We start from the raw sequence: 18658 nt of genomic DNA, 5'->3' as shown, positions 1-18658 counted from the left end.
AAAGAATTATTTCTTAGCGGGTTTGTCATCTTTATCTTCTTTATCGCTGTCAGGATCTTTAATCTTAGGTGCAGCTTTAATTAACTTCAAATGACGGTTGTTAATGACAACTTTCTTGTGATACTTGTCAATAATTTCAGGGTCATCAGATTCAAATGTGATTAAAAATGAGTTCGTATAGCTTTTATCAATAAAGCCTTTGAACGTTTGTTTTTCAATCTTAAACGAAACCTCATCACCAACATTGAATTTTGATTGCGCTTCTGATACTTCGGTGTTTTTAGCCATTGGTTTCCATCTCCAGATTTTAAGTGTCAGATGATAACATAACCGATATTGTCGAATTTGTCAATAATAATGAATAGTCTATTTATTTATTAAAAATAGTAATTGTCTTTATTGATGAATATAGTTAGAATTAATTTTAATAGTTAGAAAGTTTGAGGTTGAATTGGCGAAGTATAATAGTAGACGGAAACGTCGAAAACAAACATCAAATTTAATTGTGATGCTGGTATTGATTGGATTCGGATTGTTTATTATTTTGGGCTTTCGATTATTATCAGCCAATGTTCCCGAGTCTAATCAAGTTGATAACGCTAGAAGTGAGTTAGCGGCACAGCATCGTAAATTTATTAACAAACTTGCACCACAGGCACAACTGCTACAGGGACAATACAATGTTCTTCCAAGCGTGACGTTAGCTCAGGCAATTCTTGAATCTAATTGGGGGACTAGTCAACTATCCAGCAAGTACAATAATCTGTTTGGCGTGAAGGCCCAAAGTTCGAATACAAAATCAGTTTATTTGGATACGCAAGAGTATGTTGATGGGCGGTACGTCACTGTTAAAGCACGATTTGAGGTATATGACAGTTGGAATGATTCCTTAGCAGAACATGCAAAATTACTTGCATACGGAACCAAATGGAATCCTGATCAATATCGGGATGTTGTTTCGGCAAATAACTACGTTCAGGCGGCCCAAGGATTGGAAAAAGATGGTTATGCAACGGACCCAACGTACACCGAAAAGCTTATCTCACTAATAAAGAATTATAAACTGTATCAGTTTGACGACTAGAAAGGAATGCAAATAATGGATTTATTAAAGAAGCGGATTGTAGAGGATGGTACTGTATTACCTGGAAATGTATTGAAGGTTGATAATTTCTTGAATCATCAAGTGGATGCTCAGCTAATGGACAAAATTGGAGCTGAGTTTGCAAGACTGTTTAAGGATGAGAAGGTTACCAAGGTAGTTACAGTTGAATCTTCTGGAATCGCGCCTGCATTGACTACTGCGATTCATTTAGGGGTTCCACTGATTTTTGCCAGAAAGCATAAATCTTTAACTTTGACTGATAATTTATATACGGCCAGTGTTTACTCGTATACAAAGCAAGTTAGCAACGATATTAGTGTTGATAAGCGCTTCTTGAATTCTGATGACCGAATTTTAATTATTGATGATTTTTTGGCAAATGGACAAGCTGTTCAAGGATTATTGGAGATTGCCAAATTAGCCGATGTTTCAGTTGCTGGAATCGGAATCGTAATTGAAAAGAGTTTTCAAAAGGGTCACACACTGATCGAGAAGGCAGGCATTCGATTAGAGTCTCTTGCCCGTATTGCTTCTTTGAACGATGGTAAAGTCACTTTTGTTGACTAGACAATAAAGTAGTACAATGAATTAATGTTATTAGGTTTTATTAACTAGAGTAAGGTAATTAGTAATTCCTGCTCATTCTAAGTAATCGAGAAATGAAAGTAGTGAAATCATGGCTGAAGCAAACATCTTGTACCCTAACCAGACAATTGGAATTCTAGGTGACAGTATTAGTAGTCCGACGCTTCTTTATTTTGCCAAAAAAATGGGTTTTAATGTTGGCATGTATAGTTCAAATGAAAATAGTAAAACAATCCGTTTAGCCGATTATAAATATATTGGACCCATGGATGACAAACAAACGCTAAAGATGTTTGCAGAGCGCTGTGATGTTGTTGTGTATAACAGCCCGTCAATTAATTCCGAAGTGATCCGTTATATTTCACAGTTCACTTCAGTACCTCAAAGTGATTCGTTGTTGGATATTATTCAAGATCGATTAATTGAGCGTAGCTTTTTTGAGACACTTAACATTAATATGGCTCCATACGCGACAATTGTGACACTTGAGGATATTTATCAAGCAATTAATTCAATTGGTTATCCGGCAATTTTAAAGCCCATTCAAAGAGGATTGCTGGGGGACAAAGAACTGGTAATTAAAAATCAAGCCGATATTGTTGCAGCATCTGGTTTGCTTGATTCAGGGACTTATATTATGGAATCATTTGTTGAGCACGATACAGACTATTCAATCATTGTAACGCGTCAAATGGATGGTACAACAGTCGTTTTCCCAATTGTTGAGGTCATATATAATGGTGAACAAATTATGACAGCCTTTACACCCGTGAAGCTTGATCCGAGTGTCGAAAAAGAAATGAATCGAATTACCAATGAGATTGCCAAAAATATTGATTATGTCGGCACCTTTGAAGTATCACTCTTTTTAGCAAAAAGTGGATCGATTTACGTCAATCGGGTTGCACCAATTTTAAGTCCTGCTGGTTTTTTGTTTGATTTTGCAGCTAATACGAATGAATTTGAGCAACATATTCGTGCAATTGCAGGATTACCGTTAACCAAAATAATTGTTGGCATTCCAACCGTTTTTCAAGCTATTAGAAAAAAAGAATATCAAAGGGTGCAGACACAGTGGGTAATAAAAGGAAATTGGCATTTTTCCTTTTATGGAAATAAAACTGATAATCCCAATGACTCTATTGGACATATTTTAATCCCAACGAAGTCAATTTCGGACACACTAATGAAAGTCGAAGCAACCAGTATTTGGAATGATATTGATTTTAAATCAAAATATGAGAAAAATTAAAAATGTCGGATTTTCCGGCTTTTTTTATGTTTGTGGGCAAGACGAGCCAAACGTATATTTGGTATAATTAACTCGATACTTTTGAGAGGATGGAATAATTAGTGGTAGAAGATAGTTTATTAAAAGGTCTAAATAAAGATCAAAAAGATGCAGTTATTCACACTGAAGGACCTGTGCTGATTATGGCTGGTGCAGGTAGCGGAAAAACGCGGGTATTGACACATCGAATTGCTTACATAATTGAACACAATCATGTAATGCCGTGGAACATTCTTGCAATTACCTTTACTAATAAAGCTGCTCGTGAAATGCGCGAGCGGGTGTCTAAGCTGCTTGATGAAAGTGGTGATGATGTGTGGGTATCAACTTTCCATGCGTTGTGTGTGCGTATTTTACGCCGTAATATCGATCAATTAGGGTTTAATCGTGCCTTTACCATCGCGGATACAAGTGAGCAGCGAACGTTGGTAAAGCGTGTTTTGCGTGAATTGAATATTGATCCTAAAAAGTTTGACCCAAGAGCCGTATTATCTTCAATTTCAAATGCAAAAAATGATTTATTAACGCCAAAGGCATTTAAGGCCCAGGCCGATAACGATTTTGATCAGATTGTGGCAGATGTTTATGCACGTTATCAAGCTGAGTTGCGTCAAAATGAATCACTTGATTTTGATGATTTAATCATGACAACAATTGAGTTATTTGATCAATTCCCTGATGTTTTATCTTACTATCAGGATAAATTTCATTATATTCATGTTGACGAATATCAGGATACTAATGAAGCTCAGTACCGATTGGTCAATACGTTAGCAAAAAAAAGCAAAAACATCTGTGTGGTGGGTGATGCGGATCAAAGTATTTATGGCTGGCGTGGTGCAAACATGCAGAATATTCTCGACTTTAAAGAAGACTACCCTGATGCCCATGTTACTTTACTTGAACAAAACTATCGGTCAACCAAGACGGTTTTGGATGCAGCGAATGCTGTTATTGCGCATAATTTGAATCGGGCTGATAAAAACTTGTGGACAGAAAATGAGCAAGGCGAAAAGATTTCTTATTATCGGGGCCAGACAGAAAATGATGAAGCACGTTATGTTGTGGCAAAGATTCAAGAAGAAATGGGTAAGCCTAAGCGTAATTACGGGAGCTTTGCGATTCTGTACCGGACCAATGCGCAATCACGTGTGATCGAAGAAACACTTTTAAAGGCCAACATTCCATATACTATGGTCGGTGGCCATAAATTTTATGATCGAAAAGAAATTCGAGACGCACTTGCTTATTTGACATTACTGGGAAATCCAAGGGATTCGATGAGTTTTGAAAGAGTCATTAATGAACCTAAGCGAGGCATCGGCGAAACGAGCCTTGAAAAGTTGCGGACTTTTGCAAACGATCATGGTTGGTCGCTGCTTGAGGCTTCAAAGAATATTGATCTTGCAAATGAAATTTCCAGTCGTGCTAAAAACTCGATTTCAATGTTTGAACAAATAATCAGTGATGTCGCTAAGAAATTGGATACAATGACTATCACTGAATTAACAGAAGAGATTCTTGATAAGAGTGGTTACTTAAGTACTTTAAAATCTTCAAAGTCTTTACAGGCTCAAACCCGCTTGGAAAATTTGGAAGAATTCATTTCCGTTACTCAAAAATATGATCAGGATAATCCTGACCAAGGTGGTCAAGACAATTTAGTTAACTTTTTAAGTGATTTGGCATTGGTTTCAGATCAGGATGACTTAGATGAAAAGACTTCCGAGGTAACGTTAATGACAATGCATGCAGCTAAAGGGCTGGAATTTCCGGTTGTCTTCATCATGGGAATGGAAGAAGGACTTTTCCCACTTTCACGTGCTGCCCAGGATGAATCCGAATTACAAGAGGAGCGACGATTGGCATACGTTGGTATTACACGTGCAAAAGAGAAACTATATTTAACAAATGCTTATTCACGAATGTTATATGGACGCCGACAAAACAATCCTGAATCTCGGTTTGTTAATGAAATTAAGCCGGAATTGATTCAGTACGAGAACGTTAATCAACAAGAGAAACCGTTATCTACACCGTTTGATCGCCGAACTAGACGCGCAACTGCAACAACTTATCATCAACCAGCCCAAAAAGTAATTAAGCCCAAAGGGACTGGAGCTGACAGGTCTTCATGGTCGGTAGGAGATAAAGTGTCGCATAAAGCCTGGGGGACAGGAACAGTTGTCAAAGTTTCCGGGACCGGTGAGGATATGGAATTGGATATTGCATTTGAACAAAAAGGAATTAAACGTCTTTTAGCCGCATTTGCACCAATTACCAAACAAGAGTAAGGATAAAATAAAGGTTGGGGATGACTATGAGTTTAAAAAGCAAAATGGAGAGCGGAGAAGTCTATCGTGAAAGTGGTTTTACTGATCCGATAGATATTAATTATGCGAAGAAACTTGAAAAGCAGCGACAACTTGGAAAACACTTGGCTTTCAAATTTAATCAAACTGATCCAAACGACGAATTGACTAGACAGTCACTGATGAAACAATTGTTTCATCAGGTTGGAAAACGTCCGTTTATTGAAGGACCGCTTTATACTTCTTATGGGTGTAACACAACTATTGGCGACGATTTCTATGCAAATTTTAATTTAACAATTGTCGATGATATTTCTGTTACGATTGGTAATCACGTTATGTGTGGCCCTAATGTCATGATATCTGTCACTGGTCATCCTCTTGAAGGGCCAAGACGACGAAATGGTGAACAATTTAGTAAAGCGGTTCGTATTGGCAATGATGTTTGGATTGGCGGTAATGTCGCAATCCTTCCAGGAGTATCGATTGGTAATAATGTCGTTATTGGAGCTGGAAGTGTTGTCACACACAATGTTCCGGATAATTCTGTTGTGGTAGGCACACCGGGACGTGTCGTCAAAAAAGTGCCACCAATTAATGAACAGCTATAATGTAAACGATAATTAATGATTAACTAGCAGAAGGTGTTATTGTGGCTTTTGAAGATATGACTGAACAACAGGCTGAAAGTGCCGCACAAGAATTGCGAGAAAAATTGAATAAGTGGGCTGATGAATACTACACTTATGATTCGCCTAGTGTTGAGGATTCTGTATATGATCAAACTTATCAGCAACTCGTTGATCTAGAAACGACCTTTCCTCAAATAGTAACACCGGATTCTCCGACACAAAAAGTTGGTGATCACACGCTTCCCGGGTTTACAAAAGTACCGCATGAGATTCCGATGCTGTCTTTGGGTGATGTATTTTCCATTGAAGAGTTGAAAGCTTTTGCTGACAGACTTTCTGATTCGGAATCTGTGCCATTTGAGTATAATTGTGAATTAAAAATCGATGGATTGGCAATTTCACTAAGATATGAGGACGGCATATTGGTTCAGGGAGCTACTCGAGGAAACGGGCAAATTGGTGAAGATATTACCCGTAATTTAAAAACAATCAAATCAATCCCTCAGCGCCTTAGCCGACCAATTAACATTGAGGTTCGCGGCGAATGTTATATGCCTAAAGAGTCGTTTGTTGAACTTAATCAACAACGGCAAGTAGAGGGGGTAGCACCATTTGCTAATCCTCGGAATGCTGCAGCAGGCAGTTTACGTCAACTGGATTCACGAGTAACAGCACATCGCAAGCTTAGCACTTTTATGTATAATGTTGCTAATTACGATGACTTGGAGTCAGACACCCAAAGTGGCATGTTGGAGGAATTAAAGAAGTTGGGCTTCACAATTAATGCCGACTATCAAGTTGCTCATAATATGGATGATATTGATCAATACGTTGAAAGGTACACAAAGCAGAGGGATACTTTAGCATATGGAATTGACGGGATTGTAATCAAAGTTAATTCACTACCACTTCAGCGATCACTTGGTGCAACTGTTAAAGTGCCAAGATGGGCAATTGCATATAAATTTCCACCAGAGGAAGCTGAAACAATCGTGCGAGATATTGAGTGGACAGTAGGACGAACGGGTGTTGTTACACCCACTGCTGTTATGGATGAAGTGACGCTTGCCGGCACAACTGTTAGTCGCGCATCACTTCATAACCCAGACTATTTACGAGAAAAAGATATTCGAATCAGTGATACAGTTAAGCTGCATAAAGCCGGTGATATTATTCCAGAAATTTCAACATATGTTAAAGACAAGCGCCAAGTTGACAGCCAACCTTATGAGATCCCAACTAAATGTCCATCTTGTGATTCCGAATTAGTACATTTGGATGAAGAAGTGGCATTAAGATGTATTAATCCACAGTGTCCGGCCCAATTGAAAGAAGGATTAACACATTTTGCCTCACGAGATGCAATGAATATTGATGGATTGGGACCCAAAATTATTGCACAATTGTTTAAAAAACACATGTTAACAGATGTTGCAGGACTTTATGAGTTAACATTTGATCAGTTGATGACTTTGGATAAATTTGGTGAAAAATCTGCCGGCAATTTACTAACAGCTATTGCTAACAGCCGTAATAATTCCTGTGAACGTTTATTGTTTGGACTTGGGATACGTCATGTCGGTGCAAAAGCTGCCAGATTAATCGCACAACGTTTTAAAAATATTGATAAGGTTATGGATGCAACAGCGCAAGAAATTGCTGAAATTGATACAATGGGAATGATCATTGCGGATAGTGTTGTCACGTATTTTTCAATGCCGCAATCAAAGGAACTTATTAGTCAGCTAAAGCAGGTTGGTGTGAATATGGATTACCTGGGGGCTACCGATGAAGATTTGAAAGAATCGGATTCTGTTTTTAATGGCAAACGGTTGGTATTGACTGGGAAACTTCAACATATTACCCGTCCTGAGGCCACTCGATGGTTGGAAAATCACGGTGCCAAAGTGAGCGGGTCTGTTTCTAAGAAAACCGACATTGTAGTTGTCGGAGAAGACCCTGGTAGTAAATATGATAAAGCTCGAAACTTAGGTATCGAGGTTTGGGATGAAAATAGATTCGCCGAAGCAATGGCTGATGAAAAGTAACAATGGAGGAATCAATTTTGAAAAAAATATTTCTGGGAATTTCGGTTATTCTAACTGGGATCCTGCTGTCGGCTTGCGGGAGCGTTGACAATTTATCAAATGATACTAATAGTTCTGGAAGCTCGAAAGCAAAGACGCAGCTGACTGGGCAAACAAACACAGGTTATTATCAAGGTGTTATCAAGAATGGTCGCTATCAGACCAGTAAATCACGTGGTGTAAGTGTTCAACAGGAATCAAATCAATTTAATATTAAAGGCTTTGAAAATGGGCTGCTTAATATTTCAAAGAAACAATTTTCTACCAAAAAGTACATTTTTCAAGAAGGACAATATCTTTCTACTAAACGGGTTGAAGCTTGGTTGGAACGTAAATCCAAATCCAATCCAAGTGGTTTAAATCCTAAGCAGTCCAAGTCAACCAATCCAAATACAAGAACCCCAGTATATTTGTCACAAATTGATGAACAGGATTTCATGACACAGAATGGGAAATCTTTGAGTTTACAAGGAATGACCATTGGTCTGGCAATTAATTCGGTTGATTATTATAAAAAGACACAATATGGACCCACTTATGAAACTCATATTTCAAACGCACAGGTTAATAAAGAAGGCAAAAAGATTGCCGGACAGGTGTTGCAACGCTTACGCCAAAATAAGAAACTGAAAAATATCCCCATTGTGATCGCACTGTATAAACAGGCTTCTGATGACAGCCTTGTAGGGGGAAACTTCTTTGCGTATGCTACTAATAACAGTGGGGCAAATACGATTAGCAAATGGACAAAAGTTAAGCAGAAGAATTATGTATTCCCGTTGCAATCCAATAAAAAGGGTCCAAGTCAAAATGATGAGGACTCATTTGATAATTTTAAGTCACAAGTTCAAACGTTTTTCCCAAATCTAAGCGGTGTGACTGCACAAGCTCAATACACGGATGGGTCATTGACAGGGATGAACATAGATATTACAACACAGTTCTATAGTCAAACCGAGATCATTAGTTTCACACAGTATATTCAGAGTGCAGCCCAAAAGTACCTTCCGGCTAATGCACCAATCGACATTACTGTTCAATCTACAGAAGGGATTCAAAGTTTCTTAAGCAGAAAGACAAACGAGAAGAAGTTTTCTGCGCATATCTTTAATAGTTACTAATTTTGCAAGAAATTAGCTTAATTTATATGTTAAAATGAACGTTGTTGCTAAAATTTACTATTTTCAGAAGAGAGAAGGATTTCAATGACTGAAAAGATCTCCGAAGATCAGGTAAAACACGTTGCCGAACTGGCAAAATTGAAGATTGACGATGATCAGCTTCCTTACTTTACCACCCAGTTGGACAAAATTATTGGTTTATTTGAGACTTTGAGTAAGGTTGATACCGATGGTGTTGAGCCGACGAGTAGTGTCACCGATCAAATTAATGTGATGCGTGATGATGTTGCTGACAATTGGAACCAGCGTCAAGCACTGCTTGATAATGCGCCGGATACTCAAGATGGTTACATCAGAGTTCCTACAATTATTGATGAAAGTGGGTCGAACGAATAATGAATTACTTTAACCAATCATTGGCCAGCATTCACAAGCAGTTGGTAAACAAAGACATTTCTGTTGAAGAATTAACAAAACAAACTCTGGATAACATCAAGATGGTCGATGGTGACATTAATGCTTTCCTAACGCTTGATGAAGAAGGCGCCTTAAAGCAGGCAAACAAACTTGATGAAAAGGGAATTGACTCAGATAACCTTTTGTCAGGAATGCCGGTGGCTGTTAAGGATAATATTGTAACCAAAGGATTGAAAACAACAGCAGCTTCAAAAATCCTAGAGAATTTCACACCGATTTACGATGCAACTGCGGCTGAAAAAATTAAAAATCTTGGGACTATCACCGTCGGCAAAACGAATATGGATGAGTTTGCCATGGGTGGTTCTACTGAAAACTCCGCATTCAAGATTACACATAATCCATGGGATAAAACCAAAGTTCCTGGTGGCTCATCAGGTGGTTCTGCGGCTGCTGTCGCTGCCGGAGAGGTTATTGCGGCTTTGGGATCGGATACAGGTGGATCAATTAGACAACCTGCTTCTTTTAACGGCGTTGTTGGGATGAAGCCAACATATGGTCGAGTATCACGTTGGGGGCTGATTGCTTTTGGGTCTAGTTTAGACCAAATTGGACCAATTACTCGAAACGTATCCGATAATGCCACATTATTAAATGCCATTGCGGGTCATGATGACCATGATTTAACATCTTCTACTAAAGAAGTTCCCGACTTTACAAGCACCTTAAACAAAGGTGTTAAGGGATTAAGAATTGGAATTCCTTCAGAATTTATGTCACAAGGCTTAGACGATGATGTTAAAAAGGTCGTTAATGATACTGCTGAAACGTTTAAAAAATTAGGTGCAACTGTTGGTGAAGTATCATTACCACATACAAAATATGGGGTAGCTGCTTACTATATTATTTCATCATCTGAAGCATCCTCTAATTTGCAACGTTTTGATGGTATTCGATATGGGCGTCGTGCTAAAGATGTTAAGAATCTGGATGATCTATATATTAAGTCGAGGTCAGAAGGCTTTGGCGACGAAGTTAAGCGTCGAATCATGTTGGGAACGTTCTCACTTTCAGCTGGTTTTTATGATGCTTATTTCAAAAAGGCTGCTCAAGTTAGAACTTTGATGATCAACGACTTCACAAATGTCTTTAAAGACTATGATTTGATTTTGGCACCAACTGCGCCTACGCCGGCATACGGAATTGGTGAAGATGTGTCGGATCCGATGACCATGTACATGAATGATGTATTAACCTTACCTGTCAATTTGGCAGGACTTCCGGGAATGTCTATTCCTGCCGGCTTCTCAAAGGGACTACCAGTGGGCGTTCAGTTGATTGGAAGACCATACGATGAATTAACTGTATATCAGGCTGGTAGCGCCTTTGAAAAAGATACTGATTTCGCAAAGCAAACACCAAAGATGGGAGGAAATAACTAATGAATTTTGAAACAACAATTGGTCTAGAAGTCCACGTCGAGCTTAAAACAAACTCCAAAATTTTTAGTCCTTCCCCCGTTGAATTTGGTGATAAGCCAAATGCAAATACAAACGTTATTGACTGGGGATACCCAGGTGTTTTGCCAACGACTAACAAAGGTGTCGTTCACGATGGTATTATGGCCGGCTTGGCTTTACATGCCGAAATTGAGCGACGTCCGCATTTTGACCGAAAAAATTATTTTTATCCTGATAATCCGAAGGCTTACCAAATTACTCAATCTGAAACACCAATTGCACACGATGGTTGGGTGGAAGTTGAAGTTGACGGTCAAAAGAAGAAAATCGGCATTGCTGAAATGCATATTGAAGAGGATGCTGGAAAAAATACACATGAATCAGAGCATTCTTTCGTGGATTTAAACCGTCAGGGGACGCCACTAATTGAAATTGTTTCAAAGCCGGATATTGCTTCACCTGATGAGGCGTATGCTTATTTGGAACAGTTACGACAAATTGTGCAGTTTACAGGTGTTTCCGATGTCAAGATGGAAGAAGGCTCCATGCGGGTTGATACCAACATTTCAATTCGACCGGTTGGCCAAAAAGAATATGGTACTAAGGTTGAAATGAAGAACATCAACTCTTTTAATTATGTTCGAAAGAGTCTTGAATATGAAGAACAACGTCAGCAACGGGTTCTGATGTCCGGTGGTATAATCCAACAGGAAACTCGTCGATTTGATGAGACAACCGGCCAAACTGAACTGATGCGTGTTAAGGAAGGCTCGGATGATTATCGTTACTTCCCTGAACCGGATTTACCAGTGCTAACAATTTCCCAAGAGTGGATTGACCAGATTGCAAACGAATTGCCAGAGCCGCCTGCTGAGCGTCGACAAAGGTACGTAAATGAACTTGGTATTACTGACTACGATGCAATGGTTGTCACACAAACCAAGGAAATGTCAGATTTCTTTGATAAAATGATCAGTGCAGGTGCGGATGCTAAATTAGCTGCCAACTACCTGCAGGGAAGCGTTAATGAATACCTCAACGATAATCAAGTTGAACTTCAAAATACTGATATTACACCAGAACATTTGGCAACAATGATCAAATTAATTACCGATGGTACAATTTCTTCAAAAATGGCTAAAAAAGTATTTAAGGCGATTACAAAGGGTGAAGAACCTAAAAAGTTTGTTGAAGAAAAGGGCATGGTTCAGTTATCAGATCCATCACAACTTCAACCAATTGTTGATAAGATTGTTGCCGCAAATCCTCAATCAGTTGAGGACTTCCATAATGGGAAGGATCGAGCAATTGGATTCTTGGTTGGTCAAATTATGAAAGAAACCCATGGGAAAGCTAACCCACAAGTTGTCAATAAACTATTAAAGGATTCTATGAATAAGTAGAAGGTCAGAATTGTTATGCGAAAACGGGCAAGAGTGATATACAATCCTACTTCCGGCAGGGAAATTTTAAAGCAGAAAATGGTTGATATTTTGAATGTTTTTGAACAAGCAGGATATGAAACCAGTGCTTTTGCGACCACACCAGAGAAAGATTCAGCAAAAAATGAAGCGCGTCGGGCAGCCCAAGATGGATTCGAACTTGTTGTTGCTGCGGGAGGAGACGGTACCATTAATGAAGTTGTTAATGGCATTGCCCCATTAAAGAAACGTCCTAGGATGGCTATTATTCCTGCAGGAACAACAAACGACTATGCTCGTGCACTTCATATACCGCGTGAAGACCCGGTTGATGCTGCAAAGATTATCTACAAAAACCAAACAATCGATATGGATATTGGCCGTGCGGGTGAAAACTATTTTATCAATATTGCCGCCGGAGGGCTTTTAACCGAATTAACTTACGATGTGCCTTCCGATTTGAAGACATTCTTTGGATATTTGGCTTATTTGGTGAAAGGTGCAGAACTGTTGCCAAGAATTAAGCCGATTGATATGGACATTAAATACGATGAAGGTGAATTTAAAGGAAAAGCGTCAATGTTTTTCCTGGCTTTGACAAATTCTGTAGGTGGTTTTGAACAGATTGTACCGGATGCATCTTTAGATGATGGAAAGTTTACTTTGATTATCGTAAAGACTAGTAATTTAGTCGAGATTTTACATTTGGCCTCAAAAGTTTTAAATGGTGGTCGACATGTGGATGACCCACGAATAATCTATAAGAAGACAAGAAAAGTGACTGCAAAGCCGGCCAAAAATGGGGATAGAATGTTAATCAATCTTGATGGTGAGTATGGTGGCGATGCGCCAATGACTTTTGTTGATTTAAAACAACACATCACGTTTTTTGCAAATCTTGACGAAATTCCGGATAATGCTTATTCTGAAGAAACGGATGAAATGAAACAGGTTGAAAAGAACTTCGTCAAAGGTGTTGACAAGTTGCCCGATAAAGAATAGTTTAATAGGTTGTTGAAGAAAATTGCGATTCGAATTCTCGACTCGCAATTTTTATTTATAGGTTAATAAAGGTGAATAAATGAAAATACAAGTACCAGTACAAAAGAATCAAAAATATGATGTTGAAGTAACGGATTTGACTTACCAGGGATTAGGGGTTGCAAAGATTGATGATTTTCCGATTTTTATCGAGGATGCGCTTCCTACTGAGTTAGTAACGATTTTAGTGACAAAAGTAAAGAAAAATTTTGCCTTTGGAAAAGCACTAAAAATCAATCAGCAAAGTAAAGATCGGGTTAAACCAATTGATGGTGCTTATACCCAAACGGGAATTGCACCATTGCAGCATTTGGCTTATCCGGCACAATTAGAATTTAAGCGTCATCAAATTCAAAACGATTTTAACAAAATGAAGCTTGACGTTGAAGTATCTCCAACCATTGGAATGGACAAACCTTATCACTACCGAAACAAAGCGCAAATTCCTGTTAGGATGTTAAATGGACGTTTACAGACAGGCTTTTATCGCAAGCATTCCCACGATTTAGTACCGATTGAAGATTTCTATATTCAAGATCCGGAAATTGACAAAGCCGTTGTCATTGTGCGCGACATCTTAAGAAAGTTTCAGATAACACCGTATGATGAGCAAACTCATCGTGGAGTTATTCGGAACATTATGGTTAGAAGAGGTCATTATTCTCATGAAATGATGATTGTATTGATCACCAAGAGTAAGAAGTTGCCAAGTGAAGCAGAAATTATTTCCGAAACTGTTAATCAACTTCCTGAAGTTAAAAGTATTGTGCAGAATATTAACCCTAAAAACACAAATTCTCTCATGGGTAATCAGAATAAGGTACTTTGGGGTAAAGGAACAATTACAGATCAGTTGATGGGATTGGATTTTGAAATTTCCCCCAACTCATTTTATCAAGTTAACCCTATCCAAACAGAGAAGCTTTATAAATTAGCAATTCAAAAGGCGCAGCTTAATAAAGATGATATTGTGATTGATGCTTATTGCGGAATTGGGACCATTTCTTTATCGCTCGCAAAAGTTGTTAAAAAGGTTTACGGTGTTGAAATTGTGCCGGAAGCCATTGAAGATGCCAAACGGAATGCACATATTAACAAAATATCAAATTGCAAGTTTGTTGTTGCTAAGGCCGAAGAACAATTAGGTAAATGGCAAAAAGCCGGCCTTAAACCTGATGTTATTGTTGTTGACCCGCCTCGCAAAGGATTGGATGAATCACTGATTGAAAGTGTCGCCGAGATGTCGCCTCAACGGTTGATTTATGTGTCTTGCAATCCGGCAACGCTTGCAAGAGATGCTAAGTTATTTGCTGAACATGGATATCAAATTAATCAACCAATCCAACCAGTTGATCAATTTCCTCAAACCGTTCATGTTGAATCAGTAACGGTTTTTGAAAAAAGTCGTTAAAGAATTTTAACTATTAGTCATTGAAAGGTACAGATGAGAACTTCTCGTTTGTGCTTTTTTTGAGTTTTTAAAACCATCAAAAAGAATAACAACCATTTCCAAAATAAAAAATACTGCCCGAATTCACGAGTAATCCCTTTTAAATTAAAAAAGTTATTACTTTTTGGTTATCTAGCCCTTAATGTGCGGCTTATCAATGCAAATGACCATTTTGACAAAAAATGACAAAAATAGAATGAAATCGGTGTGAATACGATTATAAAGGTGATTCTGGCGTTATTTAGTTTTTTGATATTGGCTGTGGTTTTAAGACAAACGTTTGATTGAAAGTTGAATTTTTGTTATGGTAGTAATCGTTATTCTTTTATGAAAAGACATGACACCCTTAGTAGAGTGTCATTTTTTATAGTTTAATTTTGACAGAAGGAGGAAGCACATGACAGAAAAACTTAAAGTGCAAAATCTGACTAAAATATTTGGCAGACGAATCCAGAAAGCACAGGAACTTGTGAAGGCTGGTAAGTCTAAGGCTGAAATTCTAAATTCAGTTGGCGCCACTGTGGGTGTTAATAATGCATCCTTCAATGTAAATGATGGTGAAATATTTGTTATCATGGGACTCTCTGGTAGTGGGAAGTCTACGATTATTCGAATGATTAATCGACTGATTGAGCCAACTTTTGGTAAGATTTTTATTGACGGTCAAGATTTGACCAAATTGGATAAAAAAGAATTACTTAGCGTTCGGCGAAAAAAAATGAGTATGGTTTTTCAAAACTTTGCGTTATTTCCAAACCGCACAATCATAGAAAATACGGCATACGGCTTGGAGATTCAAGGTGTTGATAAAGATGCCCGTCATAAAAAGGCTCATGAAGCTTTGGAATTGGTTGGGCTTCACGGATACGATGATCAATATCCGACTCAACTTTCTGGTGGTATGCAGCAGCGAGTTGGGCTTGCCAGAGCTTTGGCAAATAATTCGGAAATTCTGTTGATGGACGAGGCCTTTTCTGCATTAGATCCTTTAAACCGAAAAGATATGCAGGATGAATTGCTGGATTTGCAAGAGAATTTGCATAAAACAATTGTGTTTATCTCTCATGATCTAAATGAAGCATTGAGAATCGGTGATCGCATCATGATTATGAAAGACGGAGAGGTTGTTCAAATCGGGACACCTGAAGAAATTTTGACACAGCCTGCAGATGATTATGTCGAACGATTTATTGAAGATGTTGATCGAACAAAAGTGTTAACAGCTTCAAACGTTATGATTCGACCTAATACCGTCAATATTGATAAAGACGGTCCAAGAATTGCGATGCGACGAATGCTTGAAAATGAAATTTCATCAGTTTACGTCATGAACAATAAACGACAATTTATTGGAATTGTTGACGCAAGTCACGTGATGGAATTAATTCGTAAGAAAATTACAAAGCTTGATTCAGTTGTTCAACGCGATGTACCTACGACTTCACCAGATACACCGATTACGACTATCATGGAAAAAATTTCTGAAACGTCAATTCCTTTTGCAGTTGTTGATGATCAAAGACATTTGTTGGGCATCATTATTCGTGGTGCAGTATTAGGTGCGATTTCTGGAAATGAGGTGAATGTAAATGACTAATATTCCTCAATTACCAGTTTCAGACTGGATTAATCATTTTGTTAATTGGTTGGAAGGCTTTACCGGATTTTTTAATGGTATTACCAATTTTATTGGGGGCATTATTAATGGATTCCAATGGATCTTTGACTTGATTCCAATTTGGCTATTTATCGTTCTCGTTGTTGGCGGTACCTATTGGCTTAACCGAAAAACAAAGCACTGGACATTAATTGGTTTTGAAGTTATCGGGTTGCTGTATGTTTGGAACCAAGGTTACTGGCGGGATATGACTCAGACATTGACCTTAGTATTGACTTCCAGCTTGATTGCATTAGTTATCGGTGTTCCAATCGGCATCTGGATGGCGAAATCAAAGGTTGTTGAAATTATCGTCAAACCGATTCTTGATTTTATGCAGACGATGCCAGCCTTTGTGTATTTGATTCCGGCAGTTGCATTCTTTGGGATAGGTATGGTTCCCGGCGTGATTGCTTCAGTTATTTTTGCAATGCCGCCAACCATTCGAATGACCAACTTGGGAATTCGTCAAGTTCCTGAAGATTTAATTGAAGCTGCAGACTCATATGGTTCTACTTCTTGGCAAAAATTGATTAAAGTTCAATTACCATTGGCTAAATCCACCTTGATGGCGGGTGTAAACCAAAGCATGATGCTTTCCCTTTCCATGGTTGTTATTGCGTCAATGATCGGGGCAATGGGGCTTGGAAACAAAGTTTACTTTGCGGTTGGAAGAAACGATGCCGGGAGCGGTTTTGCCGCCGGCTTGGCAATTGTTATTTTAGCCATTATTTTAGATCGAATTACACAAGCAATCAATCGGAGCAAATCACCAAAAGCATAGAAAGGAGTTAATAATGAAGAAAATAACCAATAAATTATTAATATTTATTTCGGTCTTCTTTTCCATCATTCTCCTTTCAGGCTGCTCTAGCCAGATGACGAAATATAACCCTAAGGAAAGTGTTGGCAAGCAGATTAACTACACCATTACCGGTATTGAGGCCGGGGCTGGTGAAATGGCCACTACTCAAAAGGCAATGAAAGCTTATGGGCTGGATAAGGGAAATTGGCAGTTGCAAACAAGCTCGACTGCTGCTATGTTGTCCACGTTAGGAAAATCAATTCGATATAAGCAGCCGATCGTGATTACAGGATGGACGCCTCATTGGATGTTTACCAAATATAAACTTAAGTTTCTGAAGGATCCTAAGAATATATATGGAAAAACCGAGGATATCAACACAATTGTTCGAAAAGGCTTAAAAAAGGATAAACCTGAAGCTTATGAATTACTAAATCGATTTCACTGGCGACCTGAACAAATGTCATCAGTGATGCTAAGAGTTAATCATGGTGAAAGTCCGAGAAAAGCTGCCGGCGATTGGATTAAACAGAATCAAGCACAGGTTAATTCCTGGACAAAGGGAATTAAGCATGTTCATGGTCAAAAATTAAAGCTGACCTATGTGGCTTGGGATTCGGAAATTGCTTCGACCAACGTTGTTGCTAACGCATTGCGTTCTATTGGCTATAAGGTCACTATTCAGGCGATGGAATTGCAGCCTATGTGGACATCTATTGCAACTAAAGCTGCTGACGGTACCGTGAGTGCTTGGTTACCAAATACGCAAGGGCTTTATTACAACGATTTTAAAGGGCGTTTTGATGACTTGGGTGAAAATCTGCACGGCGCTAAAGTTGGCTTGGCAGTTCCAACTTATATGAAAAATGTTAATTCAATTTCTGATTTAAAATAATTAATGCTGATGTGTAGCTTAATCATTAAGAATGATAGATTTTAATCAGATTATGATAAAAAGCGACAAAGGGATTGAGGGTAAATTTATATTTGCCTTCAATTCCTTTGTCGCTTTTTATATTGAAAAATGAGGAAAAAGGCCATTGGCAAATGTAGTGGATAGTCTTTTGCTTAACACCACTTTTGTATACGCCTTAAAATGCAATTTAGGTGATGATTTTTCCAGGCAACCATTTTATCCATATCATTGGTGATTAACTCAACTCAAAATATGGAGATTCTTTTAGGCAGGACTATCTCGGCTGATAAAATGACAGAAGAAAGGAGATTTGAAAGCTTAACGTGAAATTTATTTCAAATTAGTTCTTTACAATTGT

At 38.3% G+C, this 18658-nt stretch carries 16 protein-coding genes; 15 read left to right on the top strand and 1 reads right to left on the bottom strand.

All coding sequences use genetic code 11. The features are described from left to right. Positions 1 to 6: 6 nt before the first annotated feature. Positions 7 to 288 (bottom strand): hypothetical protein, encoded by a 282-nt coding sequence (locus tag GQR93_RS10670; protein ID WP_004466890.1) that lies wholly within the window; start codon positions 286 to 288, stop codon positions 7 to 9. 220 nt (positions 289 to 508) lie between these two features. Here GQR93_RS10670 and GQR93_RS10665 point away from each other — a divergent pair, with 220 nt between their 5' ends. From GQR93_RS10665 to GQR93_RS10595, 15 genes are all read left to right on the top strand, one after another. After that, on the top strand, positions 509 to 1084 hold the full coding sequence (locus tag GQR93_RS10665) for a glycoside hydrolase family 73 protein (protein ID WP_004466892.1): 576 nt from the start codon (positions 509 to 511) through the stop codon (positions 1082 to 1084). Between the two features lie 15 nt (positions 1085 to 1099). Then, entirely contained in the window at positions 1100 to 1672 is a 573-nt protein-coding gene (locus tag GQR93_RS10660; protein WP_035444683.1) for a xanthine phosphoribosyltransferase, read from the top strand. Positions 1673 to 1781: 109 nt separating this feature from the next. After that, complete coding sequence (locus GQR93_RS10655; protein ID WP_004466894.1) at positions 1782 to 2942, top strand: ATP-grasp domain-containing protein; 1161 nt, start codon at positions 1782 to 1784, stop codon at positions 2940 to 2942. A gap of 101 nt (positions 2943 to 3043) precedes the next feature. Then, positions 3044 to 5275 carry a DNA helicase PcrA gene (gene pcrA / locus GQR93_RS10650; protein ID WP_004466896.1) on the top strand — a complete coding sequence of 744 codons (2232 nt, stop codon included), beginning with the start codon at positions 3044 to 3046 and terminating at the stop codon, positions 5273 to 5275. A 26-nt stretch (positions 5276 to 5301) separates the two neighbouring features. Continuing rightward, positions 5302 to 5904: a sugar O-acetyltransferase gene (locus GQR93_RS10645; protein ID WP_035444684.1), complete on the top strand. Its 603-nt coding sequence runs from the start codon at positions 5302 to 5304 to the stop codon at positions 5902 to 5904. Positions 5905 to 5945: 41 nt separating this feature from the next. Next, positions 5946 to 7973 carry an NAD-dependent DNA ligase LigA gene (gene ligA, locus GQR93_RS10640; RefSeq protein WP_004466900.1) on the top strand — a complete coding sequence of 676 codons (2028 nt, stop codon included), beginning with the start codon at positions 5946 to 5948 and terminating at the stop codon, positions 7971 to 7973. Between the two features lie 17 nt (positions 7974 to 7990). Then, on the top strand, positions 7991 to 9133 hold the full coding sequence (locus tag GQR93_RS10635; protein WP_147605414.1) for a CamS family sex pheromone protein: 1143 nt from the start codon (positions 7991 to 7993) through the stop codon (positions 9131 to 9133). Positions 9134 to 9217: 84 nt separating this feature from the next. Next, a complete protein-coding gene (gene gatC, locus GQR93_RS10630) occupies positions 9218 to 9529 on the top strand; it encodes an Asp-tRNA(Asn)/Glu-tRNA(Gln) amidotransferase subunit GatC (protein ID WP_004466903.1) in 312 nt (103 codons plus the stop codon). Further along, complete coding sequence (gatA, locus tag GQR93_RS10625; RefSeq protein WP_004466905.1) at positions 9529 to 10992, top strand: Asp-tRNA(Asn)/Glu-tRNA(Gln) amidotransferase subunit GatA; 1464 nt, start codon at positions 9529 to 9531, stop codon at positions 10990 to 10992. The genes gatC and gatA overlap by 1 nt, the downstream gene beginning before the upstream one ends. After that, positions 10992 to 12413 (top strand): Asp-tRNA(Asn)/Glu-tRNA(Gln) amidotransferase subunit GatB, encoded by a 1422-nt coding sequence (gene gatB, locus GQR93_RS10620; RefSeq protein ID WP_159298792.1) that lies wholly within the window; start codon positions 10992 to 10994, stop codon positions 12411 to 12413. Before gatA ends, gatB begins: the two co-directional genes overlap by 1 nt. A gap of 15 nt (positions 12414 to 12428) precedes the next feature. After that, entirely contained in the window at positions 12429 to 13433 is a 1005-nt protein-coding gene (locus GQR93_RS10615; RefSeq protein ID WP_004466908.1) for a diacylglycerol kinase, read from the top strand. A gap of 79 nt (positions 13434 to 13512) precedes the next feature. Further along, positions 13513 to 14883, top strand: a complete 1371-nt coding sequence (rlmD, locus tag GQR93_RS10610) for a 23S rRNA (uracil(1939)-C(5))-methyltransferase RlmD (RefSeq protein WP_159298791.1) — start codon at positions 13513 to 13515, stop codon at positions 14881 to 14883. A gap of 436 nt (positions 14884 to 15319) precedes the next feature. Continuing rightward, positions 15320 to 16519, top strand: a complete 1200-nt coding sequence (locus GQR93_RS10605) for a quaternary amine ABC transporter ATP-binding protein (RefSeq protein ID WP_004466911.1) — start codon at positions 15320 to 15322, stop codon at positions 16517 to 16519. Beyond that, positions 16512 to 17363 carry an ABC transporter permease gene (locus GQR93_RS10600; protein ID WP_004466913.1) on the top strand — a complete coding sequence of 284 codons (852 nt, stop codon included), beginning with the start codon at positions 16512 to 16514 and terminating at the stop codon, positions 17361 to 17363. The genes GQR93_RS10605 and GQR93_RS10600 overlap by 8 nt, the downstream gene beginning before the upstream one ends. Positions 17364 to 17376: 13 nt before the next feature. Beyond that, on the top strand, positions 17377 to 18279 hold the full coding sequence (locus GQR93_RS10595; RefSeq protein WP_004466915.1) for a glycine betaine ABC transporter substrate-binding protein: 903 nt from the start codon (positions 17377 to 17379) through the stop codon (positions 18277 to 18279). The last annotated feature ends 379 nt before the right edge of the window (positions 18280 to 18658 follow it).

The sequence above is a fragment of the Lentilactobacillus hilgardii genome (assembly GCF_009832765.1).
GTDB classification, from domain to species: Bacteria; Bacillota; Bacilli; order Lactobacillales; family Lactobacillaceae; genus Lentilactobacillus; species Lentilactobacillus hilgardii.
The sequence above is the reverse complement of the archived record's forward strand: the minus strand, read 5'-3'. Positions and strand labels throughout refer to the sequence as shown.